Annotated in this window: 18 protein-coding genes and 2 tRNA genes; 5 read left to right on the forward strand and 15 right to left on the reverse strand. The window is 47.4% G+C overall.

From position 1 onward, the window contains the following. Nucleotides 1-2: 2 nt before the first annotated feature. Together ORJ01_RS12540 and ORJ01_RS12545 are read right to left on the reverse strand one after the other, a co-directional pair. Nucleotides 3-76, reverse strand: a tRNA-Asn gene (locus tag ORJ01_RS12540). Between the two features lie 29 nt (nt 77-105). After that, nucleotides 106-182, reverse strand: a tRNA-Asn gene (locus tag ORJ01_RS12545). A 540-nt stretch (nt 183-722) separates the two neighbouring features. Between ORJ01_RS12545 and ORJ01_RS12550 the strand changes: the two genes are divergently transcribed. Both ORJ01_RS12550 and uvrB read left to right on the forward strand, forming a co-directional pair. Beyond that, nucleotides 723-2,060, forward strand: a complete 1,338-nt coding sequence (locus ORJ01_RS12550) for an MATE family efflux transporter (protein WP_306178307.1) — start codon at nt 723-725, stop codon at nt 2,058-2,060. An 8-nt stretch (nt 2,061-2,068) separates the two neighbouring features. Next, entirely contained in the window at nt 2,069-4,084 is a 2,016-nt protein-coding gene (uvrB, locus tag ORJ01_RS12555) for an excinuclease ABC subunit UvrB (RefSeq protein WP_306178308.1), read from the forward strand. 32 nt (nt 4,085-4,116) lie between these two features. Here uvrB and ORJ01_RS12560 read toward each other — a convergent pair whose 3' ends face one another. The 6 genes from ORJ01_RS12560 to fusA form a co-directional block, all read right to left on the reverse strand. After that, the gene (locus tag ORJ01_RS12560; RefSeq protein ID WP_306178309.1) at nt 4,117-5,394 is read right to left on the reverse strand and encodes an acetyl-CoA hydrolase/transferase family protein; all 1,278 of its coding nucleotides are present in this window, start codon (nt 5,392-5,394) and stop codon (nt 4,117-4,119) included. A 105-nt stretch (nt 5,395-5,499) separates the two neighbouring features. After that, nucleotides 5,500-6,381, reverse strand: coding sequence for a transglutaminase family protein (locus ORJ01_RS12565; RefSeq protein WP_226750044.1), 882 nt, complete (start codon nt 6,379-6,381; stop codon nt 5,500-5,502). Beyond that, complete coding sequence (locus ORJ01_RS12570; RefSeq protein ID WP_306178310.1) at nt 6,378-8,744, reverse strand: circularly permuted type 2 ATP-grasp protein; 2,367 nt, start codon at nt 8,742-8,744, stop codon at nt 6,378-6,380. Before ORJ01_RS12570 ends, ORJ01_RS12565 begins: the two co-directional genes overlap by 4 nt. A 25-nt stretch (nt 8,745-8,769) precedes the next feature. Beyond that, the gene (locus ORJ01_RS12575) at nt 8,770-9,741 is read right to left on the reverse strand and encodes an alpha-E domain-containing protein (protein WP_306178311.1); all 972 of its coding nucleotides are present in this window, start codon (nt 9,739-9,741) and stop codon (nt 8,770-8,772) included. Between the two features lie 3 nt (nt 9,742-9,744). Then, nucleotides 9,745-11,205 (reverse strand): circularly permuted type 2 ATP-grasp protein, encoded by a 1,461-nt coding sequence (locus tag ORJ01_RS12580; RefSeq protein WP_306178312.1) that lies wholly within the window; start codon nt 11,203-11,205, stop codon nt 9,745-9,747. 146 nt (nt 11,206-11,351) lie between these two features. Further along, a complete protein-coding gene (fusA, locus tag ORJ01_RS12585; protein WP_226750040.1) occupies nt 11,352-13,451 on the reverse strand; it encodes an elongation factor G in 2,100 nt (699 codons plus the stop codon). Between the two features lie 303 nt (nt 13,452-13,754). On the opposite strand from fusA, the gene ORJ01_RS12590 reads away from it, so the two are divergent. Both ORJ01_RS12590 and ORJ01_RS12595 read left to right on the forward strand, forming a co-directional pair. Beyond that, nucleotides 13,755-14,468 carry an RluA family pseudouridine synthase gene (locus ORJ01_RS12590; protein WP_371930753.1) on the forward strand — a complete coding sequence of 238 codons (714 nt, stop codon included), beginning with the start codon at nt 13,755-13,757 and terminating at the stop codon, nt 14,466-14,468. 114 nt (nt 14,469-14,582) lie between these two features. After that, on the forward strand, nt 14,583-15,281 hold the full coding sequence (locus ORJ01_RS12595; protein WP_306178313.1) for a hypothetical protein: 699 nt from the start codon (nt 14,583-14,585) through the stop codon (nt 15,279-15,281). 69 nt (nt 15,282-15,350) lie between these two features. Here the strand turns inward: ORJ01_RS12595 and rimO are convergent, their stop codons facing one another. Further along, nucleotides 15,351-16,754: a 30S ribosomal protein S12 methylthiotransferase RimO gene (rimO, locus tag ORJ01_RS12600; RefSeq protein ID WP_226750038.1), complete on the reverse strand. Its 1,404-nt coding sequence runs from the start codon at nt 16,752-16,754 to the stop codon at nt 15,351-15,353. A 209-nt stretch (nt 16,755-16,963) separates the two neighbouring features. Then, nucleotides 16,964-17,476 (reverse strand): DUF1993 family protein, encoded by a 513-nt coding sequence (locus ORJ01_RS12605; protein WP_306178314.1) that lies wholly within the window; start codon nt 17,474-17,476, stop codon nt 16,964-16,966. 368 nt (nt 17,477-17,844) lie between these two features. Here ORJ01_RS12605 and ORJ01_RS12610 point away from each other — a divergent pair, with 368 nt between their 5' ends. Further along, the gene (locus ORJ01_RS12610; RefSeq protein WP_229584227.1) at nt 17,845-18,846 is read left to right on the forward strand and encodes an NAD(P)-dependent alcohol dehydrogenase; all 1,002 of its coding nucleotides are present in this window, start codon (nt 17,845-17,847) and stop codon (nt 18,844-18,846) included. A gap of 26 nt (nt 18,847-18,872) precedes the next feature. Here the strand turns inward: ORJ01_RS12610 and ORJ01_RS12615 are convergent, their stop codons facing one another. The 5 genes from ORJ01_RS12615 to mfd form a co-directional block, all read right to left on the reverse strand. Continuing rightward, the gene (locus tag ORJ01_RS12615; protein ID WP_306178315.1) at nt 18,873-19,289 is read right to left on the reverse strand and encodes a BLUF domain-containing protein; all 417 of its coding nucleotides are present in this window, start codon (nt 19,287-19,289) and stop codon (nt 18,873-18,875) included. Nucleotides 19,290-19,300: 11 nt separating this feature from the next. Further along, a complete protein-coding gene (ylqF, locus tag ORJ01_RS12620; protein WP_226750034.1) occupies nt 19,301-20,236 on the reverse strand; it encodes a ribosome biogenesis GTPase YlqF in 936 nt (311 codons plus the stop codon). Nucleotides 20,237-20,252: 16 nt separating this feature from the next. After that, nucleotides 20,253-20,759: a DUF3087 family protein gene (locus ORJ01_RS12625; RefSeq protein WP_306178316.1), complete on the reverse strand. Its 507-nt coding sequence runs from the start codon at nt 20,757-20,759 to the stop codon at nt 20,253-20,255. A gap of 81 nt (nt 20,760-20,840) precedes the next feature. Next, nucleotides 20,841-21,884, reverse strand: a complete 1,044-nt coding sequence (locus ORJ01_RS12630; protein WP_306178317.1) for a CsiV family protein — start codon at nt 21,882-21,884, stop codon at nt 20,841-20,843. After that, nucleotides 21,881-25,360 (reverse strand): transcription-repair coupling factor, encoded by a 3,480-nt coding sequence (mfd, locus tag ORJ01_RS12635; protein ID WP_306178318.1) that lies wholly within the window; start codon nt 25,358-25,360, stop codon nt 21,881-21,883. The genes ORJ01_RS12630 and mfd overlap by 4 nt, the downstream gene beginning before the upstream one ends. Nucleotides 25,361-25,375 lie beyond the last annotated feature (15 nt).

Here is a 25,375-nt window from a genome sequence, read left to right on the forward strand (position 1 = left end):
GGCTCCCCAGACTGGACTCGAACCAGTGACCTACGGATTAACAGTCCGCCGCTCTAACCAACTGAGCTACTAGGGAAGGGTGATACATTCGTTAAATATTGCTGTTGGCTCCCCAGACTGGACTCGAACCAGTGACCTACGGATTAACAGTCCGCCGCTCTAACCAACTGAGCTACTAGGGAACAGCATTCAACGGGGCGCAATACTAATGCCACCTTAGGAGACTGTCAACACTTTGCAGAGCTGATTTTTACAGAAGTGGTTTACTTGCATATAGTTTCGCCAAAATGCACATTTTCAATACGAATCGAGGAACGATGACGGGTCATTCAGATGGCAATGACCGCAACACCTTAGCCAATAAGCCTTGTACAGAGTTATCCACGGAAGCTGTGGATAACTCTGTGAATGACTGGTTGCTTAATCGAGCAAAGCCTTGTCATTGCTTAATTTCATCGTGGTCAATAGCTTTGCGATAAAAATTTTTTGTTTTAAATTTCAGTCGCTTATGATTTTTTGAGCGGATTGTGCTTTTTAAGTGCAGTTTTTGTTTACTGCCTGTCCGATCCGCTTGCCATTGTGCACTGTTTTTGTGAGTTTCAGGTCATTCATGCCACTAAACCGGTAATTTGGCTTATTCGACAACGAGCATGGTGCTGACTCGCGCTTTTCTCTACAATAGAGACTGACTTTTCTGACATCGTAAGAAGCAGTTATCTTTGATGAGCACGAATCCACTGTTAACAGCCAGCATGGCTCCCTTATTAAAACGTCTGACTTGGCCAGTGATGGGCGGGATGTTGACGCTAATGAGTTTTAACCTGGTCGATACCTTTTTTATTAGCTTACTAGGAACTCAGCAACTGGCGGCAATCAGTTTTACCTTTCCGGTTACCTTTACCTTAATCAGTTTAGCGATTGGTTTAAGCATTGGTACTTCAGCCATTATTGCCAAAGCTCTGGGGGCAGGGCAAACCGACACGGCGCGGGCCGACAGTTTAGCGGCTTTATGGCTGTCGGCAATTTTAGTCAGTATTCTCGCCTTGCTGGGCTATCTTTTGTTAGAGCCGCTGTTTTTTTTGTTGGGGGCGACGCCAGAGATCTTTTCTTATATTGAACGCTACATGCTGATTTGGCTGGCGGGGTCGATTTTATTAGTAACACCCATGGTCGGTAATGCCATTTTACGTGCAGCTGGTGATACAAAGATCCCCAGTCTAGTGATGGCCGGCAGCGGTGTGATTAATGCGATTTTGGATCCGATCCTGATTTTTGGTATTGGCCCTATTCCTGCTATGGGGATCAGTGGGGCTGCCATTGCGACGGTCATCTCTTGGTTAGCCGGCTTTGTGTTTATTTTATATTGGCTCAGTGTTAAGCGCGGTTTATTAACGGCTTGGATATTACCTTGGGGTTTGTTTCGTCAGATCTGTCGTAAAATTTTGCACATTGGTCTACCGGCTGCCGGCGCCAACATGCTCACGCCGGTAGCGATGGCGATTCTCACGGCGATTATGGCTTCTTATGGTCCAGAAGCCGTCGCGGCCTTTGGCGTGGGAGCACGGATTGAGAGTATTGCTTCGTTAGTGGTGTTAGCGTTATCGATGACCCTGCCACCGGTGATTAGTCAAAACTTTGGGGCATCGCGTTTTGATCGTGTCAAAGAGGCTTATCAGTTATGTTGTCGTTTTGTGATGTTTTGGCAAGCCGGTATTTATCTTATCTTAGCGCTACTGGCTTATCCGATTGCCGCTATGTTCACGGATAATGCAGACGTCGCCAGTTATTTACGTTGGTTTATCTGGCTGATGCCTTTGGCTTATGGCTTACAAGGCATCATCATTTTAACCAATTCTTCTTTTAATGCGTTGCATTTACCGGCGAAAGCCGTGGTACTTAGCGTGATCCGTTTGTTTGTTTGCTATGTACCCCTTGCTTGGCTTGGCGGCGTTGTGTTTGGCGTGGTCGGCATTTTTATTGGATGCATTCTTGCTAATTTGCTTACGGCTGCCGTGGCTTATTATTGGTTTAACCGAGTGCAGCAACGCTATTTGTTATAGGAAACACCATGTCACGTGCTTTTGAACTGGTATCAGATTATCAACCGGCTGGCGACCAACCTGGCGCGATCGAAAAGCTGGTCAGCGGCTTAGAGAGTGGCCTAGCGCATCAAACGTTATTAGGTGTCACCGGCTCAGGTAAAACCTTTACGATGGCCAATGTGATTGCTCAAGTGGGCCGACCAACGCTAATTATGGCACACAATAAAACACTCGCCGCGCAGCTTTACGGCGAGATGAAAGCGTTTTTCCCGCATAATGCCGTTGAATATTTCGTGTCTTATTATGATTATTATCAGCCTGAAGCCTATGTACCCTCGACGGATACCTTTATTGAAAAAGATGCGTCGATAAATGAGCATATTGAGCAAATGCGCCTGTCTGCGACCAAAGCGCTGATGGAGCGTCGTGATGTGGTGATTATCGCATCGGTGTCGGCCATTTATGGTTTGGGCGATCCGCAGTCTTATATGCAAATGCTGTTGCATTTAAAGCAAGGCGATATTATTGACCAGCGCTTTATCTTAAGGCGCTTGGCCGAACTGCAATACAGCCGAAATGATCTGGCCTTTGAGCGTGCCACTTATCGGGTACGCGGTGATGTGATTGATGTGTTTCCGGCAGAGTCGGAAGAGATTGCTGTTCGTATCGAATTATTTGATGAAGAAATTGAACGTATCAGTTTATTCGACCCGCTCACCGGAGCGGTGGAAAAAATTGTGACGCGCTATACCATCTATCCTAAAACGCACTATGTCACACCCAGAGAGACGATTCTAAAAGCCGTAGAGCAAATCAAGGTTGACCTTGCTGAGCGTCGTCAGCAGTTACTCAGTGCCAATAAACTGGTTGAAGAGCAGCGTTTAGCCCAGCGCACGCAGTTTGATATCGAAATGATGATTGAATTAGGCTATTGCTCGGGTATTGAAAACTATTCGCGCTATTTATCGGGCCGTGGTGATGGTGCACCACCACCGACCTTACTGGAATATTTTCCAGACGATGGTTTAATGTTTATTGATGAGTCGCACGTCACCATTTCGCAAATTGGCGCGATGTATAAGGGCGACCGGTCACGGAAAGAAAACTTGGTTAACTATGGTTTTCGCTTACCTTCTGCTTTAGATAACCGGCCGCTGAAGTTCGAAGAGTTTGAAATGATCGCACCGCAGCGCATCTATGTTTCGGCCACACCGGCGGCTTATGAGTTAGAACACTCTAATGGCGAAGTGATTGAGCAGGTGGTGCGGCCAACGGGCTTGGTTGATCCGATTATTGAAATTCGCCCCGTCGCGACGCAAGTTGATGATTTAATGTCGGAAGCGATGCAGCGCGCTGCGCGACAAGAGCGGGTGCTGGTGACAACCCTGACCAAAAAGATGGCGGAAGATCTTACCGAGTACTTAAGTGAACATGGTATTCGTGTGCGTTATTTACACTCTGATATCGATACCGTCGAGCGCATGGAAATTATTCGTGATTTACGCTTAGGGATCTTCGATGTTTTGGTGGGTATCAATTTGCTGCGAGAAGGTCTGGATATTCCTGAGGTGTCATTAGTGGCCATTCTTGATGCAGATAAAGAAGGTTTTTTACGCTCAGAGCGTTCGTTAATTCAAACCATAGGTCGTGCGGCGCGAAACTTAGCAGGACGGGCGATTTTATATGCTGATCGCATTACCAATTCTATGCGCAAAGCGATTGATGAAACGGATCGTCGGCGCGATAAACAACTTGCCTTTAACGCTGAGCATGGTATTTCGCCCAAGGCGATTCTGAAGAAAGTAGCCGATGTGATGGATCTGGGGCAATCGCCACAAACCAAAAATATTGTATTGCGCCAAGTAGCTGAAACGAAAGCTTTCTTTAAAGGCAAAACGCCTTATCAAATGCAGGCTGAAATTAAACAGCTGGAACAAAAGATGCTGCAACATGCCCGGGATCTCGAGTTTGAACAAGCGGCAGCGCTGCGTGATCAGGTGCATAAAATCAAGCAGCGCTTACTGGAATTACCGGAAAGCTAAACCCTTATGTTTGTCGCAATCGTTAACGGCGCTTACACGTTTAAGCGCCAATCATCCCAGGCTTGCTGCGCCAGCCGTTCTTGAAAAGCGGGCGCCGCAATGTTAATCAGCGCCTTGGCACGTTCAGTTAAACTTTTACCGCGAAGTTGAGCAATACCGTACTCGGTAACAATATAGTTAACATGAGCGCGGGTGGTAACCACTCCCGCACCGGGTGCCAATAAACTGCTGATGCGTGATACTGTGCCGCCCGTCGCGGTAGCGGGCAAGGCAATAATCGCGCGTCCCCCTTCGGATAAACTCGCGCCACGCACAAAATCCATTTGTCCGCCCACGCCAGAGTAAATTTTGGTGCCCAGCGAATCGGCACACACTTGGCCGCTTAAATCGACTTGTAAAGCGCTATTAATCGCGACCACTTGCGGGTTTTGCCGAATAACCGCGGTATCGTTGGTGTACTCGACATCTAAAAAGACCACTTCGGGGTTGTCATCCAAATAGTTGTACAAGGCTTGAGAGCCCATCGCAAAAGTGGTAACAATTTTACCGCGATGTTTGCGTTTACGCTGATTATTGATGACGCCCGTTTGGATAAGCGGTAGCACCCCATCGGAAAACATTTCGGTATGAATACCTAAATGCTGATGTTGGCCTAAACAGGCTAGGGTGGCATCGGGTATGGCGCCAATACCCAGTTGTAAACAATCGCCATCGCGGATTAAGCTGGCGACATGTTGGCCAATTTGCTGGGTAATGGCATCCAGCGGCACGGGCAAATGTTGCGGTAGCGGGGCGCTGTACTCAACATAACGGTCAAATCGACTCAGATGCACAAAAGAGTCACCATGAGTTCTGGGCATTAACGGATTGATCCAGGCAATCACGCGTTTAGCCATTTGTAGGGCGGCACGCGTTGCTTCTACCGAGATCCCTAAACTGCAGTAGCCATGTTTATCTGGCGGAGAAACTTGGATTAATACCGCATCAAGCGGTTGTTCGCCGCTTCGAAATAATTTGGGGATTTCGGATAAAAATATTGGTACATAATCGGCTAAGCCACATTGCACGGCCTGGCGCGTACTGCTCCCCACAAAAAAAGCCCGCTGACGTAAATGACCGCTCAGTTCCGGTGCGCACAATACTTCGCTATGCTCAGTATGTAATTGTAATAAGGTAAGATTGCGCCGGGATAACGCCACTGTGGCTAAAGCGTGCAATAAATAATAGGGTGTTGCCGCCATCGACTGACACCAAATAGTGTCGTTATCTTGCAAAATACTAAGGGCCTGTTCGGCGGTGGTGACGCGCATCGAGAACTCCGTTTTGCTGAAAAGTGCTCACTGCGCTGGCGCGTGCTTGTTTACATCACTGAGTTGCGTGATCATGCGCCAGTGCAGAGCAAAGAGGCCATTAACTTAGCACGGGATCACATCCACTGCGACTTGTAATTGATGGGCGCCACTGCCTTGCACTACGCCTTTTAATGGCACCACATCGGCATAATCACGACCAAAAGCCAAAGTCAGATGTTGCTGGCACGGTAATACGTTATTGGTCGGATCAAAATCAATCCAGCCGAGCTCTGGATCAAACACCGCAAACCACGCATGTGAAGCATCTGCGCCTTGCAATCGTGCTTGTCCTGGTGGCGGTTGTGTTTCGAGATAACCACTGACATAGCGACAAGGGATACCATTTGCCCGCAGGCAGCTGATGGCTAGCTGGGCAAAATCTTGGCAAACGCCGCGCCGATGTTGTAGCACCTCGGTAAGGGGGGTGACGACGGTAGTAAAGCCCGGTGTGTAGATAAAATGCTCAAAGATATACTGGTTTAAACATTCTACTAATTGCAACAGGGTTTGCTTAGGGGCGCGTAACGGCGGTAACAGCGCAGCGGTTTCAGTTAAAAATGGAGCGAGCTTACTGGCTTGGCAAAACAGTTTAGCTTGCATGGCCGCGGCTGTTAGGTTGCTATTTAAATAATGCTTTAGCTGTGGTATGTCCACACCGCTGCCGCTGTCGAGTAAGGCACTGTTGTGGCGCGGTAACACTTCAACTAAGGCTTCACTGCATACCTTTAGCTGTTGATGGGGGGGCTGTAAATGAATTAAATGTCGGGTATTACCAAAGTAATCCTGATATTGGCTGATGTGTCCCAGATCGGGCGTTAAACGGACACTGGCCTGGCTAACGTGTTGATAGGGTAATTGCCGCGGCATTAAACACGCGAGGTTGTAACTGTTCGCTACAGCATGTTCGTATTGATATTCGGTAAGGTGCTTGAGCTGGTAGTTCATGACATGGACCAAGGACTGCTTCGATGCGCATGGGTAAAGTAACACAGCGATAATTCGTTCGACAGTTGCCGTAACAAATACTGTAACTGACCAAGCTGGGCGTGCAAGGTTAAACAAGACGGATAATTAGCATCTAATTGTTGGGTACTGACTTGTTCTAATAGTTGGCTCAGCTCCGTGGTCAGCAAGGGTAAATGCTGCCGATCCGCACTGGTTAATTCTGGTAAGGCTCGCGTTTGTCGATGTAATCGACTGATTTGATAGCCGACGGAGCGAGGTGTGGTGGTATCGAGTAACAGTAAGTCTAAAATCGCCATCGGGTTGAGCTCTGAGCGATAGCGCCGTCGATAGGTCATCAAGGTATCGGCCATGCGTAATAAGGCTTCCATCACGCCGGCAGAGGGTAAATCTTGGCTGTAAATACGCTGCAACAATAAACTGGTTTGTAACGCGCGCTCGAGGTGCTGGCCAATATCCATAAAACGCAATGCTTGGGTGCGACTCATCGTTTCGTTATTCAGGCCATAAATCGCGGTTTGTAGTAATACCATCTCATCTAATAAATAAATAATGGTCATGGGCTGCTGTAAGTCTGGCGTTTGTGGCCATTGATAGACGGTAGCTTGTAACTTATCGAGTAACAGCCAGGTATCTTCACTAAAGTACTCACGCACAGATTGCGCGTTGTAAATCAAATTTTTCAGTAAGCCGATGACACTAAGTGGATTACTCGGAGAGAACAATTGCGCCAGTGCAACACTAATGGGCTCATTTACTTGGCGCGGTGGGCTGCCATTGGCCAACAAACAAAAATCGATAAAACAATAGAGCTGTTGTTCAGTTTGAGTAGCTTGAGTAGGGGGCAATAACGGCAGCGCAACCCGCAGTGCCCGAATTAATAAGTTTAAACGCTCGTTATAACGACCTAACCAAAATAAATGCTCAGCGACGCGACTGGGTAGCAAGCCCGCTTCACGTGATAACGGCATTGAATTGTAGCTCGGTTGCAGTAGGGATTCTGTGGGTTGATCCATGCCCAGTACCCAGACATCCTTACTTAACTCTGAGCCATCTTGGGCAATAACCGGTAATTGAATTTGACTCAGCTCACCTAAACGCGCAAAACCGCCAGGCAGCAGCAGCGGGGCTTGATTCGATTGGTACAAACTAAAGGTTCTAAGCACTGCTGGCAATTGCCAAGTTGGGTTTTGCTGATCATAGCAAGGCTGCATGTGTAACGACAATTTTTGCCGCGCGATAAAATCGGCAGGGCGCTGCAATAAGGCACAGGTGTTATCTGCCGCATATTGCTGCTGTGCGGATAGGTCATGCAGTAAAAATTGCTCTGGGTTTTTTAGTACCTGTTGCAAGGGTTGCGTTTCTTTGCACCAATAGGCTTGCACGGTATTGAGCAACAGCGGCTTTTGCCAGAAGTAATCGGCCGCAGCCGTTAAAAACGGTAACAAGATACCGCTATCCAATAACGCGGTGCCGGGAGGGTTGGCACAAAACAGTTGCTGTTGCCGAATACTGTGTAACAGCCCTGCTACGCCAGCACCTTCACTGTCAAGTTCCAGCGGATCGGTTAAACGATCATCTAAAAAGCGCATCAAGGCACTGACCGGTTGCAAACCACTGAGTGTTTTTAACCAGATGCGTTGTTCGCTAAACATCAGATCGGCACCATGCACCAAAGCTAAATCTAGATAGTTGGCTAAAAAGGCTTGCTCAAAGTAGGCTTCATCGCGCGCGCCATGAGTTAAGATAGCCGCAATGCCATTGCCTTGTTGCTGTAAAAAAAAACGTAGCTGCCGAAAAAAACCAGACAGATGAGCTTTAGCGCGCAGTTGTTGCAGCTCAGGAATACTCTGCTTTAATGCTAAACGATGTTCTAGCGCAAAACCTAAGCCAGCAGGCGCCTTACAGCTGTCGGCAAAGGCGCAAACCTGACCATGATGATCAAAGCCTAAATCGGTTGCCAGTAGCGGTAGCCATTGTTCAGGTTGCTGCACTAAGCCAGCACTTTCAAACAGAAACTGCGGGTTGGAAAACAAGAGTTCTGCGGGAATAATTCCGCTTTGTACTAACTGCTGCGGCCCATACAGATCTTGCAGGATCAAGGCGAGTAATTGATGGCGCTGCGCGATACCAGCCTGCACCTGTTGCCAATCTGCCGTACTGATTAACCACGGATACAAATCAAGTTTGCGCCCCGGTTTTTGCCAACGATCAAAGTTTGCGCCATTTTCGCGTAGCTGATGTTGAATATCATCATACCAACGGCTACGCAGGGCTAAAGGAAACTTAGCAAACCACGCCAAAAGCTGTTCGGTTGAGCTTGGCGGTGCATTCACTGCTGGCACGGCTACTCCTGCAAGCGCGATGGCGCTAGGCGATTAATGGTTGCTGCTCAGCTGTAGCGATATTGAGCAGAACCTGATGCAAGTCAATAATGCCGGTTTGGATCTGGTCAATCAGTTCATGCAACTGCACAGTACTTAACTCGGTTACTGCTTGCTCGGTAATCAAATGCTGTAATTGATGTACCTGCTGCAAGATGGCCGGGCTATTCGGTAAGGCTTTGCCTGAGGCCGCGATGCGGTGCAGACAATAACTTACTGAGCGTGGAAAATCGGCATAGCATAACAGATAATCAATTGCATCGGCAGCCGCCCCAGCCAGATTATTGGCGATATAATATTGATAGGATTCCGCTCCGCCCAAGGCATTGAGAATGGAGATCCAACGAAAACGTGGCCGTTTTAACTGCGTGGGTTGTAAGGTTTGCAGCACCATCACGTCCATGATCCGCGTCACCATATCCGCACGCTCTAAATGACGACCAATAGTAAAAAGATCAAAAGCATCACCGCGTAACATTACGCTATCTAAGGTGCCAATGACCATTTGGCAACGACGACTGATTTCGGTCATCAATTGATAGCGCTGCTGGCGACTGACTGTTTCCACACATTGTTGCTGGACGAAACTGTCGAGTTTGTTTAGCTCTTCCCACATATCACGCGGCAGTAGTGGTCGAATCGTTCGGGCGTTATAACGTAACTGACTGCAGGCATTACGGATAGAAACGGGGCTGTCGATATTGCTGATCAGGTGTTGCATCACCGCTTGTTCAATTTGCGCTAATTGTTGCCGATTTTGATGCTCCAAGCCATAACTGGCCAGTACCTTCGCACTGTCTTGTCCCATCACCTCGAGTAACACCGGCCAGCCAAACTCAGTATCTTTATGGCTGTCGATCAGTAAGTGGCTGGTGGCATTGACTAAACGAGCAGTATCGTCGAGCCGTTCTAAATAACGGCCCAACCAAAATATATTTTCTACGGATCTTGCTAACATTGCTTAGCCCTCATCATTGATGATCCAGGTGTCTTTACTACCGCCACCTTGTGAAGAATTAACGACCAAAGAGCCTTTGGTCAGTGCGACACGGCTTAAACCGCCAGTGGAGCAATACAACTCGGCACCCTGTAAAATAAAGGGGCGAAGATCTAAATGGCGTGGTTCTAACATCCCCTCACAAAGCGTTGGTGCCGTTGACAGGTTGAGTGTGGGCTGGGCAATAAAATTACGTGGGTTGGCTTTAATGGCCATGGCCATCTCATCGCGCTCGCTTTGGCTGGCACGAGGGCCAATTAAAATACCGTAACCGCCAGACTCGTTTGCGGGTTTCACCACCAGTTTATCTAAATTGGCTAACACAAAGCTGCGTTGCAAGGGATCTTGGCACAAGTAGGTTTCGACATTTTGTAGCAGCGGCTCTTCACCTAGATAATAATGAATAATCTTCGGCACGAACGAATAAATCACTTTATCATCGGCCACCCCTGACCCCGGTGCATTGGCAATGGCCACCAAGCCTTTGCGCCAAACGGCAATCAATCCTGGGATCCCCAACACGGAATCGGGTCTAAAGGCTTGCGGATCGATAAAAATGTCATCGATTCGTCGGTAAATCACATCAACTTGGCGTTTGCCACGCAGCGTTTTTAGCCAGACGCGGTCATCTTCAACGAATAAATCATGGTTTTCAGCCAACTCTACGCCCATTTGTTGTGCTAAAAAGCTGTGTTCAAAGTAAGCTGAGTTATAAATACCGGGCGTAAGTACCACGATGCAGGGCGGGACATGTTCTCCTCGTGGCGATAATGATGCCAGCATTTGCCATAATTGCGCGGGATAATCATCTACCGGCACAATAGTAGAGTCGGCGAACAATTCGGGAAACACTCGTTTCATCACGGTGCGGTTTTCCAGCATGTAAGATACCCCTGATGGTACTCGTAGGTTATCTTCTAACACTAAAAATTGGCCATGCTCATCACGCACCAAATCGGTGCCACAAATGTTTGCCCAGACACCATGGATCGGTGATACGCCCTGACATGGTGCAAGAAAATTTTTAGAGTCGAGTATTAATTCTGCCGGCACAATGCCTTGTTTGAGGATTTTCTGCTCGTTGTATAAATCATCAATAAACAGATTAAGTGCAGCTAAGCGTTGTTTTAAACCGGCGCTAGTGCGTTGCCATTCTGAGCTTGGGATGGTTCGTGGGATCACATCTAATGGCCAAGCGCGGTCGATATTCGCCCCGTCTGCATATAAGGTAAAGCAGACCCCCATATCGCTAATTGTTTGATTTAGTTGTAGTTGTCTTTTGCACAGTTCTAAATCACCATGTTTAGCAATAAAGCGGGCAATCGCAGAGGCGGGCGGTCTGGCACTACCATCGGTAGCGACTAATTCATCAAAACAATTTTTTAAAAGGGGGTAGCGGCCCCCGGTAAAATTTTCCAGACTCATGCACAGCTCCTTGCACTTCTGAGCCGATAGCAACGGGCTATCGCTTTAGTTTGTACAAGAAGCATAGCAAAGCTTGTGCCAGCGCGAGCGCAAGTATAAAAAAGCCCCGCGGTTTTCACCAGCGGGGCTTGTTATGCGCTTACAGCTTAGTTTTTAGCAGCAGCGGCTTTCTTTTCTTTTTCTTTAGCGATGACGGCTTCCGCTACGTTAGATGGACACGGTGAGTAGTGCGAGAACTCCATAGAGAACTGACCACGACCTGATGTCATCGTACGTAATGTACTGATGTAACCAAACATTTCTGACAATGGTACGTCAGCTTTGATACGAACGCCTGTTACACCCGCTTCTTGACCAGAGATCATGCCACGACGACGGTTTAAGTCACCGATAACATCACCTACGTGATCTTCCGGCGTGAACACGTCAACTTTCATGATTGGCTCAAGCAGTTGTGCGCCTGCTTTCGGGATTGACTGACGGAATGCACCTTTAGCCGCGATTTCAAACGCTATGGCTGATGAGTCAACGGCGTGGAAACCACCGTCAAATACTTCAACTTCTACGTCTAATACTGGGAAGCCCGCTAAAGTACCGGTAGACATCATAGAGGCAAAGCCTTTCTCGATGGCTGGCATAAATTCTTTTGGTACGCTACCACCTACAACAGTAGAAACGAACTTGAAGCCAGAGTTTTGCTCGCCCGGACGGATGCGGTAGTCGATTTTACCGTACTGACCTGAACCACCAGATTGCTTCTTGTGCGTGTAGCTATCTTCGATTTCACGGGTAATGGTTTCGCGGTAAGCAACCTGTGGTTGACCTACAACTAATTCAACACCGTAAGTACGCTTTAAGATGTCTACTTTGATGTCTAAGTGTAATTCACCCATACCTTTCAGGATGGTTTCACCAGAATCAACATCGGTTTCAACACGGAACGTTGGATCTTCAGCAACCATCTTACCGATAGCGATACCCATCTTCTCAACTGAACCTTTATCTTTTGGTGTAACAGAGATAGAGATTACTGGTTCTGGGAATACCATTGGCTCAAGGGTACAAGGGTGCTTCGGATCACACAGCGTGTGGCCTGTTTGCGTGTTGTTTTTCATACCAACGATAGCAATGATGTCACCGGCTTGCGCAGTAGTCAGGTCAGTACGATCGTTTGCTTGCATCTCAACCATACGGCCGATACGCTCGGTTTTACCCGTGAATGAGTTAAGGATAGTGTCGCCTTTGTTCAATACGCCAGAGTAGATACGCACGAAAGTCAGGGCGCCAAAACGGTCATCCATGATTTTGAACGCTAAAGCGCGGAATGGCTCATCTGGAGAAACGATAGCAGAATTACCTGTTTCGTTACCTTCTTCGTCAGTCAGTGGCTGAGGGATAACTTCAGTAGGTGACGGTAAGTAATCAACAACGGCGTCTAACAGTAATTGCATGCCTTTGTTTTTGAAAGCAGAACCACAGTAAGTTGGGAAGAAGGCTAAATCACGAGTACCTTTACGGATACAACGCTTAATGTCTTCTAATGAAGGCTGTTCGCCTTCCATGTAGGCCATTAACAGGTCATCGTCTTGCTCAACAGCAGTTTCGATTAACTGTTCGCGATACATCGCAACGTCATCAGCCATGTCAGCTGGAATATCAGTAATTGTGTAGTTTTCTGGTAAACCCGTTTCATCCCAGATGTACGCTTTTTCAGTTAACAGGTCAACTACACCTTTAAAGGTGTCTTCGCGACCGATAGGTAACACCATGATTAATGGCTTAGCACCTAACACTTTCTTAACTTGTTCAGTTACGCGGATGAAATCAGCGCCGATACGGTCAAGCTTGTTAACGAAGATCAGACGTGATACTTCAGCGTCGTTAGCATAACGCCAGTTAGTTTCTGATTGCGGCTCAACACCACCAGAACCACAGAATACGCCAACACCGCCGTCTAATACTTTTAATGAACGATATACTTCAACAGTGAAGTCAACGTGTCCCGGGGTATCGATAACGTTGAAACGGTAGCCTTTCCAGAAACAGCTAACCGCTGCTGACTGGATAGTAATACCGCGCTCGGCTTCTTGTTCCATGAAGTCGGTAGTTGATTCACCTTCGTGAACTTCGCCTAACTTATGGATTTTACCGGTCAGTTTCAGGATACGTTCGGTAGTAGTGGTTTTGCCGGCATCAACGTGGGCGAAGATACCAATGTTTCTGTATAAGGATAAATCTGCTGACATAGTCATCTCTATAAGCTAGGGGTTTGAAAATAGTGCGACAATATACAGGATTTTTAAATGTTTTGCAGAAAAAATTATTGTCACCGGCTAATTTCTTTACTGATACTGTCAACTGACAGTTACAGACTTTTTCAGTAACAGCAAAGACATGACGGTAATTGACTTTTATAATGCGCTAAATTTCAGGTCAAATTTTTCAATAACGGTGTGCGCTAGCAGCAATCAGTCGTATCGCCTCGTCAGTCAGTGGGTTACCATCACTAAGCTATTTATCACGATGCTCCAGTGAGCAGAGAAAGCGCCATGTCAAACAGTGCCAGTTCAACCGACAGTCTGATGGATCACTTTGTTGCCAAACCCTGTGCGGCGAGTGTTGATATTTTATATCAAGATGCAGACATGTTAGTGATCAACAAACCCAGTGGTTTATTAAGTTTATCGGGTAAAAACCCACTTAATTGGGATTCGGTGCATTACCGTTTAGTAAATGGTCAGCAGGGCATCAGCCCTGCATTTGCGCAAGCTAAATTGCCGCACCGCTTAGATTACGGCACCTCAGGTATTATGTTGGTGGGGCTAACAGAGCAGGCTACCCAGCATTTAAACCGACAGTTTCAAATAAGATCCGTGCAAAAACGCTATTTGGCGATGCTCGATGGTTGGCTAACGGCGGACGAAGGCATGATTAGTGCGGCGATAGTCAAAGATAAACACGGTTTTGGGCGAGTCAGAATGTGTGCGGATACCGGTAAGGCCGCTTTGAGTCAATTTCGAGTGCTTAAACGGTTAAATGAACCACCGCGAAGCCTAGTGGCGTTTACGCCACACACCGGGCGAACCCACCAGTTACGCATTCATAGTCAGAGTATTGGTCATCCTATTTTAGGTTGTGATTTATATCACAACACACAAAGTCAGCAGATGGCTGAGCGTTTATTACTACATGCCAGTGATATCGACTTTGAGCATCCCACCCGCTTGCAGCCCATGCATTGGCATTGTCCAAGTCCATTTTAAGCGTGAATAAAGCCTGCTGGGGTGAGCAAAAAAATTTAGTCGTTGGTTAAGTTGAATTTCGTTAAAGATGCTTAATACTAGAACGACAAAATAACTTTGCCGATGAGAAAAAGCATGACGATGAACAAAAGAGGTGGGTTCTGGATTTTGCTGTGGTTGGTTGCCTGCTCTGGGGCAATTAATGCACAAAGTTTGGTCGAACCGTCTGCACAGCCGCTAGCAATAAATGAAACCTACAGTGACGATTCGCCAGAGGTGGATGAAAACACCCTATTAATAGATTGCCCTCATTTTACTGATTTATTTACGTTGTTGCCTGACGCCTTAATTGATGAAGCGATTAGCGAGCACTATTGGGATTGTGATGCGGTGTTACCTACAGCATCTTCAACTTTTATGAGTGCTGATCAACAGAGCGTTTGGACGTTTTCGGTAATGGCTTTAGATCTGGATGTGATGCCTGCTTTGCAACGCTGGGATCGGGCTGAGGCGGATGCCACTCAAAAAGCTTTTTTTAAAAAAGCGCTGCAAGCCAACATTGATTTGCAATTACAGCTTTATCGCAACTGCCTAAATTATTTAGAGCAGACGGGCTTACCGGTATGGCATGCTACTTATCAAGCTAACACCCCGCGTTATAGTATTTGTATTGGTAGTGATGCGCAAAAAGCTGAAGATGGGCTGTGGTTTGCTCGCGCGGTAACGCCCCGTTATTTATACACATTACAAATTGAAGGGGCAAAAGCGGCGCAATTTGCCACAGCAGAGGCTGCGGCTGAGTATATGGCAGAGCTATTTACATCGTTTCGCTAATCGTGGTGCGTCATGCGAAAAAAACAGGCAGCCGGAGCTGCCTGTTAGTATTTTGTACATCTGCAAATATTATTCTGCAATCGACGCCCATAAGTCATATTCATCGGCTTCGTCTACTACTGCATCAATCAGATCGCCAGGTTTGACGTTAGTTAAACCGTTTAAATACACCGCACCATCAATTTCTGGCGCATCAGCAAAACTGCGGCCAATGGCACCTTCTGCGTCAACTTCATCAATCAGTACTTTAATGGTTTTTCCTACTTTCGCTTGTAACCGCGCCGCACTGATCGCTTGTTGTTTTAACATAAAGCGATCGTAACGCTCGTCCATTACCGCTTGTGGCACAGGGTCAGCAAGCTCATTGGCTTTTGCACCTTCGACCGGGCTGTATTTAAAACAGCCTACGCGATCAAGCTGCGCTTCATCTAACCAGTCAAGTAACATTTGGAAATCTTCTTCGGTTTCACCCGGGAAGCCGACAATAAAGGTTGAACGGATGGTCAGCTCTGGGCAGATAGTGCGCCATTTTTTAATGCGCTCTAATACACGTTCGGCTTGGCCTGGGCGCTTCATCAGTTTTAAGATGCGCGGGCTGGCATGTTGAAACGGGATATCTAAATAAGGTAACACCTTACCCTCAGCCATTAACGGGATAATATCGTCAACATGCGGGTAAGGATAAACGTAGTGCAAACGTACCCAAATACCCATTTCACCAAGTGCTTCACACAGTGACTGCATCGAGGTTTTCACCGGTTGGCCATTCCAAAAGCCGGTGCGGTGTTTCACATCTACGCCATAAGCGCTGGTGTCTTGTGAAATGATCAGTAGCTCTTTTACGCCCGCATTTTTTAAGCGCTGCGCTTCATCTAACACTTCACCCACCGGCCGGCTGACTAAATCACCGCGCATCGATGGAATAATGCAGAAGGTACAGCGGTGATTACAACCTTCCGAAATTTTTAAATAGGCATAGTGTTTAGGGGTAAGTTTAACTCCGTGATCCGGTACCAGCATGGTGAAGGGATCGTATTTTGGCTTGGGTACAAACTCGTGAACTTGCTTTAACACGTTTTCATAACTGTGCGGCCCAGTAATGCCTAGCACGTTCGGGTGCACTTGACGAATTTCATCTTCGCGCGCGCCTAAACAGCCGGTGACAATCACATTACCGTTTTCCGCTAAAGCTTCGCCGATGGTTTCCAGTGACTCTTGTACGGCCGAATCAATAAAGCCGCAGGTGTTTACAATAACTAACTGGGCATCATCATAGCTGGGTACGATGTTATAACCTTCAGCTTTTAATTGCGTTAAGATCCGCTCAGAATCGACCAAGTTTTTTGGACAGCCTAAGCTCACAAAGCCGATGGTATTGTTGCCCTTGTGCGCGCTGCCGGCTTGGTCAGTCAGGCTTTTGCGAGGCGTATCGAGGGTCGTGGTTTGGCTTGGATCAAAGGTTTGAACAGTCATAGTGTCTCTTAGATTGGGCGTTGCCTGAAAAAAGTCGGCGGATTATACCTGATACGTAGCAAAGTTACAGGGGTTGCTGACTAAAAAATGAACACTGGTGTCAGTTATTGCAGCGGAAAATAAGGCGAAGCAGGCTTTATTGATGCGTAAAGGCGTTGCGGATGAAATAAGATCATACGGGCATCGCCCGCATGATCGAAGAGGGGTGGTTAAACTTTGTAAGGCATCGCGCCTAAATAGTCTTTTTTACCGACATCCACACCGTTATGGCGCAAGATGGCGTAAGCAGTGGTGATATGAAAATATAAATTAGGCAGTATATGTTGCATTAAAAATTCTTCACCGGTCAGGTATTTTCCTTCCCAACGGGGCTGGCTGACGTGCTGCGTGGCGGCGCTGGCAAAGTCGGTTTCTTTAAAGCTGGCTAAGTACGCGACAGTGTCATTGATGCGCTGCGTCAGTTGCTCAAGTGTACTCTCGTCATCGGCATGCTTAGGTGCATGTTCGACTTGGTTGGTCAAGCGCGCGGCACCGAGCTTCGCGGTATCACAGGCAATTTGTACTTGGCGGATCAACGGAAATTGGTCAGGGGCTAAACGCGCATTTAACAGCACGCTCATATCAATTTTTTTGCTAAGTGCATAAGCGCTGCTTTTGTCTAAGATGTGCTGTAGGTTATGTAACATTTTAGTGGCTTGGGTAGTGCTCAATTGAAAATACATGGGGTTGGCCTCGGGCTGGGTTAATAATCAGTGTGATAGAACAGCTTAAATGGTCAGTTGGTATTGGCTGCGGTTTTGTTCATAGCTGTTACGTTAGATGTGGCTGCACTATGCGGTGTTTTAGTGCGTTTAACAATGTTACGGCGTGATTTCTTTATTTGCCATCGAGGGTTGTGGTTTGGTAAATAAACAGAAGTATAAAGTGAATATCTGGCGCCTTTAGCCATTTTCAACGATTGACAGCACAAAATAGCCGTAATCAGTGCTTGAGGTGCTTATTCCAAAATTTAACAAGCAATTCTTGAGATCTGGTTAATACTTAGCACTGTACTTTGCACTGTTGGATTTTTTAGCACACAGGAGTTTTTATGATTAACGCATACGCTGCAATGAAAGCCCATGGCAAACTTGAACCTTGGCAATATGATCCAGGCGCATTAGCGCGCGATCAAGTCGAGATTGATGTGGATTATTGCGGCATCTGTCACTCTGACATTTCAATGTTAAATAATGAATGGGGTATGTCGAGTTACCCGCTGGTGGCTGGGCATGAAGTGGTGGGCCGCATTGCTGCGGTTGGCGCCGATGTGACCCACTTAAAAATAGGGCAAGTGGTCGGCTTAGGCTGGCATTCTGATTACTGTAAGGTCTGTAGCACCTGTGGTAGTGGCGATCACAACCTTTGCGCCAGTGCGCAAGGTACTATCGTAGCCCATCATGGTGGCTTTGCCGATAAAGTAAGGGCCAATGCCAGTGCGGTGATCCCATTGCCAGAGGGCATGGATGCAAAAACCGCAGGCCCGTTGTTTTGCGGTGGTATTACGGTGTTTAACCCGATGGTGCAGTTTGACGTTAAGCCAACCGATAAAGTGGCGGTTATTGGTATTGGTGGCTTAGGGCATTTGGGCTTGCAGTTTTTACGAGCTTGGGGCTGTGAAGTCACGGCTTTTACTTCGAGCGACAGTAAAGCCGCTGAAGCGAAAGAATTAGGTGCGCATCATTGCATTAATTCTCGCAGCGCCGCAGACATTGAGCAAGCGGCTGGCAAGTTTGATTTTATTATTTCTACCGTCAATGTGAAGCTTGATTGGAACTTGTATTTAGGTACTTTAAAACCGAAAGGCCGTTTGCATTTTGTCGGCGCAACGCTAGAGCCGTTAGATTTGAATGTGTTTAGTTTGATTATGGCGCAGCGTTCGGTATCAGGCTCACCGGTGGGAAGCCCTGCAACCATTGCCAAGATGCTCGATTTTGCCGTGCAACATGACATTAAACCGGTGGTTGAAACCTTTAAATTTAGTCAGATCAACGAAGCCTTAGCGCACCTCGAAAGTGGTAAAGCGCGTTATCGTATCGTGTTAGAACGTTAAACCACTTTAACTTGCTGTTAAGCGGCTTACAACGAGCTTAACAGCAAGACTAACGCTGCGCCATGCTGGGCAGAAAATTGCGAACGCTGGCCATACAAATTAACAATGGCTGTCACATCTTCATGTTCTGCTTGATCAAAACTACGACGCAGCCCCATATGCCATTCAGGGAATTGCCGTTCAGTTACACCATGTTTAAAAATTAACCGCACATTATGATGCCGTTTATCCCGTTGGATCCGCGTATAAGTGAGCTCAACATCCCGTTCAGGCCCTTCAAGCAGTTGTAAAAAATGCTGCTCCGTGGCAAGCAGCAAACCGGTGATATGGTGTAACCGATTATTACGCTTTGCTTGCTGATGAATTTCAGCAATACAGTCAGCGGTTATGTCCGTTTGGGCAGTACTGACATAGGCAAGTTGCAATAACGGTTGCTCTGGCATGCTGTTCTCAATTATCGGTATTTACGTTGCGCTTTGCGTTTACGCTCGGCTTCTCGCTCGGCTTTGTCTTTGGCTTTCGCCGCTTCATCGGCCTTGGCATCAATTTGCTCTTGGCTAACCATCTCTGGGGTTTCTAGCGTAATGGGGCCTAAGTTACCGGCGCGCAGTTCAGTGATCAGGATAGTGCCGGCTTTTTCTAGATCGACCACGCCACCTTTGCGCATACAGCCACGACGAATGCCAATCGCATCTAATAGCGCCAGATCATTTTCCGGTTGCTCGGTTAAATCAAAGCGCTGCATCACTGCAGCAGGGTAGGCTTGTAACAAATAATCAGCCGCAAACAGCGCAATATCGGCATACTCAAACACCGTATCTTTGATGGCGCCGGTCACGGCTAAGCGATAGCCACAGGTAGGCGGGCTCAGTTTCGGCCATAAAAAGCCCGGCGTGTCGGTTAAAATCACATTGTTATCCAGCTTAATACGCTGCTGTGTTTTGGTCACGCCAGCTTCGTTGCCGGTTTTGGCGATAGTCCGCCCAGCGAGGGTATTAATTAACGTGGACTTACCCACGTTAGGTATCCCCATAATCATAGCACGAGCGCCTCGGATCTCCAGGTTACGCTCTGGCAGCATGTCATTACACAGCTGTAATAGGGCTCGAATATGTTCAGGATTTTGCTGACTGATCGGGATGGCTTTCACGCCGCTTTGACTGTCAAAGTGCTGAACCCAACGCTGGGTAAGCGCAGGATCGGCCAGATCGGCTTTGTTTAACACTTTAATACAGGGCGTATTACCGCGCAGTTGCGGCACCAGCGGGTTTTCACTGGAAAACGGAATACGGGCATCGAGCATTTCGATAATGATATCGACTTGCGGCATTACTTCGGCGATTTCTTTGCGGGCTTTGTGCATATGGCCCGGAAACCAGTTAATAGACATGACAGTTCCTTTGGCGTTAAAAACGCGCCAGTAATTCGCGACGATAATCGGCTAGGTTGATGCTTAAGCCTGCCGCGTTCAGTTTATCTTGCAGTTTGTTGGCGGCCAAATTGAGCTCGGACATCATCAAAGTATTATCATCCAATTGCCACACCAGTTTTGATGCTTCGTAGCTGTAAGCCAATATTAATAGTGCAATGACATCATTTTGTTCGGCGGCCGCGTCGATAGCGCGCTGCTTACGTTGGATTAAATTTAATTCGTGTTTCAGATCCCAAATGTAGGCCACATCATGAAAATAAGGATGCGTTTTTAAACGTTTCAAACTGAAACCGACCACTAAACAGCCGATCACCACACCACTAAAATTTAGCCAAAAATTTGAACCTGTTCCGGTTGCGAACAGTGCGATCAGTAAGGTCGAGCTGCCTAAACTGATCAGTAACAATGCGATAATGCTTGAAACAGTGATGCGGTTTAGCCGTTGGCGATAGCGATGTTTTTCAATAACACGTAATTGCATGATGACTCGTTCATTTGTTAGCGGGGTTGAACCAACGACACGCCGCAGCCAGAAAAAGGGCAAACTGCGGCACAATCTAGGTTATGGCTGTGCGACTTCAGGCGGTTGATAACGGCGAATTTGCAGTATTATGCCTAATTTAGGGTGATCCAGATAATGAATTTCGCCACTGATCACCCGTCGGCTTTGTTTCACATTGATACTTTGTAGGGCGCCATTATGCATTCTGCGCAGATTAAAGTCTGTATTGACAAACAGATAATGATCTAAATGCAGTTTAAATAAACCATCCAGTTGCCATACTTCCGTCGGTAAATTGGCCTGGCTTTGTACGTTGCTGCTATTGTCGATTGCCGCTGTGCTGGGTTGATCCAACGATACTCCCGCGGCCAGTTGTTGGCGGCGGCTATTAATTTGCTCAAGCACGCTGGTCACGTCGCTGGCATTGGCCGCAACTTGGGTGTCATTCACCGGGGTATCATCTTGCTCAGAGGTGATGGGCTGTCCCCAATAATCAAAACGCTGGCTGAAGCTTTCACCGGCAAACCAACGGCTGGGGATCGCTCGGCGCTCGGTGACAGGTGCTTGACGCCATACCGTATGCAACAGCACTTGTTGCTGGCGTTGTCGGCGCAGTTTAGCGACCACATCAGTTAAAGCAAAGGCTTCAGGCTCGGCTAAAAAGGGCACGCCTTGAAACTCGCCGCGACCGGCTAAGGTATGGGGCAGCCGTGAGGGCCAAGGCACCTTATGGCTGAGCCATTTTTCAGGAAACAACGCCAGACGCTGCCAAGCCAACGGCTGGGTTTCCTGTTGGCACATCAGTTTATGGGGGGGCTGCCAATTACTTGGAAACACACTGCTTGCTGCTGTATTTAACGGTGCTGGGCTGCAATCTTCTAAAGCACTGACTAGCGGCTGAATAATCGGATTATACAAAGGAGACACCAAATCAATAATGCGGCCCAAGCGAATTGGCGTAACCTGCTCGGGAAAATGTTCGCGTAATTGGCTATCGCCTGTGCGTTCAAAAACAATCAGTTCTACTTCAAACCAGCGCTCATTGGCTTGCAGCAACATGGTGTTCAGTAACAGACATCCTGTCAGCAATAGCCGAACTTTCATGCGTTTCCTACCTTATGTTTGGTAAAGTCAGCCAACATCGAGCTGATGAGGCTGAGTCGATCTTTATGATCCTCTGCGGCAATACTAAAACGCAGTTTTTGCCCGCCTTCCAGTTTAAAGACGCGCGATTGGGTTTGGATCAACGTAATAATGTAACTTGGATTGACCAAGGTTTTATCGGCGAATTCTACCACACCACCTTTGCTATTGGCTTCTATCCGTTTAATACCCAGAGCCTGTGCTTGCAATTTTAACTCAGCAACGGCCACTAAGTTTTTCGCCGCATCGGGTAATAATCCGAAACGGTCGATTAACTCGACCTGAACTTCATCGATCTCTTCTGGGTTTTTGGCACTGGCCAGTTTTTTATAAAATGATAGCCGTAAATTGACATCAGGGATGTAGCTCTCTGGAAATAGCGCAGGCAGTTTTAAATCCATTTCAGTTTGTTGGCTGAGCATGGCTTCAAGGCTGGGTACTCGCCCAGCTTTTAAGGCTTGCACGGCTTCTTCGAGCATTTCCATATACAAACTAAAACCGACCGATTCAATTTGACCACTTTGTTCATCGCCTAATAACTCACCTGCGCCACGAATTTCTAAATCGTGCGTCGCTAAAGCAAAACCGGCACCCAAGTCTTCTAAACTGGCGATGGCTTCTAAGCGTTTTTCGGCATCTTTAGATAAACGCTTGGGCGGCGGGGTCATTAAATAGGCATAGGCCTGATGATGGGAGCGGCCAACCCGGCCCCGCAATTGATGTAACTGCGCTAAGCCAAAGTTATCGGCACGATTAATAATAATGGTATTGGCGGTGGGCACATCGATGCCTGTTTCGATAATGGTTGAGCATAATAACAGGTTAAAACGCTGATGATAAAAGTCCGCCATGATCTGTTCAAGTTCACGCTCGCGAAGTTGACCATGCGCAATGGCGATATTGGCTTCAGGGATCAGCTCTTGTAAATCGGCGGCCATTTTTTCGATAGAGGCAACATCATTGTGTAAAAAGTACACCTGACCACCGCGTAGGATCTCGCGCATCACCGCTTCGCGTAGCAAGCCGTTTTCGTATTCGCGCACAAAGGTTTTCACGGCTAAACGCCGCGCGGGTGGGGTGGCGATAATCGACAGATCACGCATGCCCGACATAGACATATTCAGCGTACGCGGAATGGGCGTGGCGGTTAAGGTTAAAATATCAATATTGGCGCGCAGCGCTTTAATTTTCTCTTTTTGGCGTACACCAAAACGGTGTTCTTCATCGACAATCAGCAGGCCTAAATCGTGCAGTTTAATATCATCTTGCAGCAGTTTGTGCGTACCAATAACAATATCAACTTTACCGTTACTGACATCTTCTAATATGGCTTTTTGGGCTTTGGGACTAACAAAACGAGACAGCACCTCAACTCGCACCGGCCAATTAGCAAAACGATCTTTAAAGTTTTCAAAATGTTGTTGTGCAAGTAAGGTAGTTGGTACCAACAAAGCCACTTGCTTACCGCCGTTAACCGCAACAAAGGCGGCGCGCATAGCCACTTCGGTTTTACCAAAGCCGACATCACCACACACTAGGCGATCCATCGGTTGCGGTTGCTGCATATCCTGCAATACGGCATTAATGGCGTCGAGCTGATCGGCGGTTTCTTCAAACGGGAAGCTGTCGGCAAAAGCCGCGTAGTCATTTTCATCCAGTTTAAAGGCATGGCCCTGATGTGCGGCACGCTGCGCATAGACATCGAGTAATTCTGCTGCAACATCACGCACCTTTTCAGCAGCCTTACGGCGGGCTTTTTCCCAAGTATCATTACCGAGTTTGTGCAAGGGGGCATGTTCGGCATCGCTGCCTGAGTAACGACTTAAAAGATGCAGTGATGACACCGGTACATACAGTTTGCTACTGCCGGCATATTCAATGGTCACAAACTCAGCACTAATGCCATTGGCATCCAGCACCTGCAAGCCTTGATAACGGCCAATACCATGTTGTAAATGCACAATGGGTTGGCCAAGGCTTAACTCGGCCAGATTGCGAATAATGGTATCAGAAGAGATTTGCTGGCTTTTCTTACGGCGACGACGCTGGCTAATTTTTTGACCAAAGAGCTCGTTTTCGCTGATCAATGCCAGTGGAGGTGTGGTGTTAACCAACGTACCTTGATCTAAGGTACCGACCAACACGGCAATATCTTGCTGTTGCGTTAAAAACTGCGCCAAACTGCTTGTTTGCGGCAGATGCACGGCGGCCTTGTGCAGCAGCTGCAATAAACTTTCACGACGACCTTCACTTTCCACTAAAAATAGCGCGCGGCCTTGCTGCTTTTTAAGCGCTGTTAAAAAGTTTAAAACGGCTTCTAACGGATTTTTCAGTTGATGATTAATATTTAAATCAGGAAGATTGGCAATAGGGGCGTTAATTTGCCCACTTTTGAGCGGTAACTCTGCACGGCTTAAACGTAACCTAGGGTAAGCTTTTAGCGCGGCAAACAGCTCATCGGTGGCTAAATACAATTCGGTCGGTTGTAAAATGGGCCGCAGTAAATCAATGGCTCGATCTTGATAGCGACGTTTTAACTCTAGCCAAAACTGATTGGCGCTGTGCTCGATATCACCACAGGTTAAAATATGCGAGTTAGCCGGTAAGTAACTGAATAAACTTGAGGTATCTTCAGCAAACAGCGGTAAATAATATTCAATACCGGCCGGTAAAATACCTTGGGTGACTTGCTGATATAAGGATTCTTTTTCATTGCGAGCGGCAAAGCGTTCGCGATAACGCAAACGAAAGCGTTCAATCGCCGCCTTGTCGGTTGGAAACTCATGTGCCGGCAAGAGCGAAATCTGTTTTACTTTATCTAAACTGCGCTGCGTGTCAGGATCAAAGGTGCGAATGGCATCCACTTCATTATCAAAAAAGTCGATGCGATAAGGCTGCGTTGCGCCCATCGGATACAAGTCTAGTAAGGAGCCACGAACAGAGAACTCGCCATGCTCCATAACTTGATCGACATGTCGATAGCCCACCGCGGCTAATTGCTGCTTAAAAGCACTTAAATCGGTTTGTTGTTGCTCGGCCAAAATAAAACTGTGTTGCTCTAAATGGGCACGACCAGCAATTTTCAATAACAAGGTACTCACCGGCACTATCACTAAGGCATGACTGAGCCGAGGCAATTGATACAGCGTGGTTAAACGCTGAGAAATAATGTCCTGATGCGGCGAAAACATATCATAGGGCAGGGTTTCCCAATCGGGCAGCGTGAGAATGGGACACTTGGCGGGGTCAAGAAAGACCGTTAACTCTTGCTCTAAACGCATCGCTGCGGGGGTGTCTTGTACCACTAAGACACAGACACCTTGTTGCTGTGTGACATAGCTGCTGATGGCTAGAGGTAAGGCAGCGCCAGTCAGTTGGCCCCATGCTTGCTGATCAGTAGCGCCGCGTAATTGCGGTATCGAAGGAAAAACACTCATTGAATTATAAACTCG

It is taken from the genome of Alishewanella sp. SMS8, from assembly GCF_030737935.1.
In the GTDB taxonomy this organism is placed as follows: Bacteria; Pseudomonadota; Gammaproteobacteria; order Enterobacterales; family Alteromonadaceae; genus Alishewanella; species Alishewanella maricola.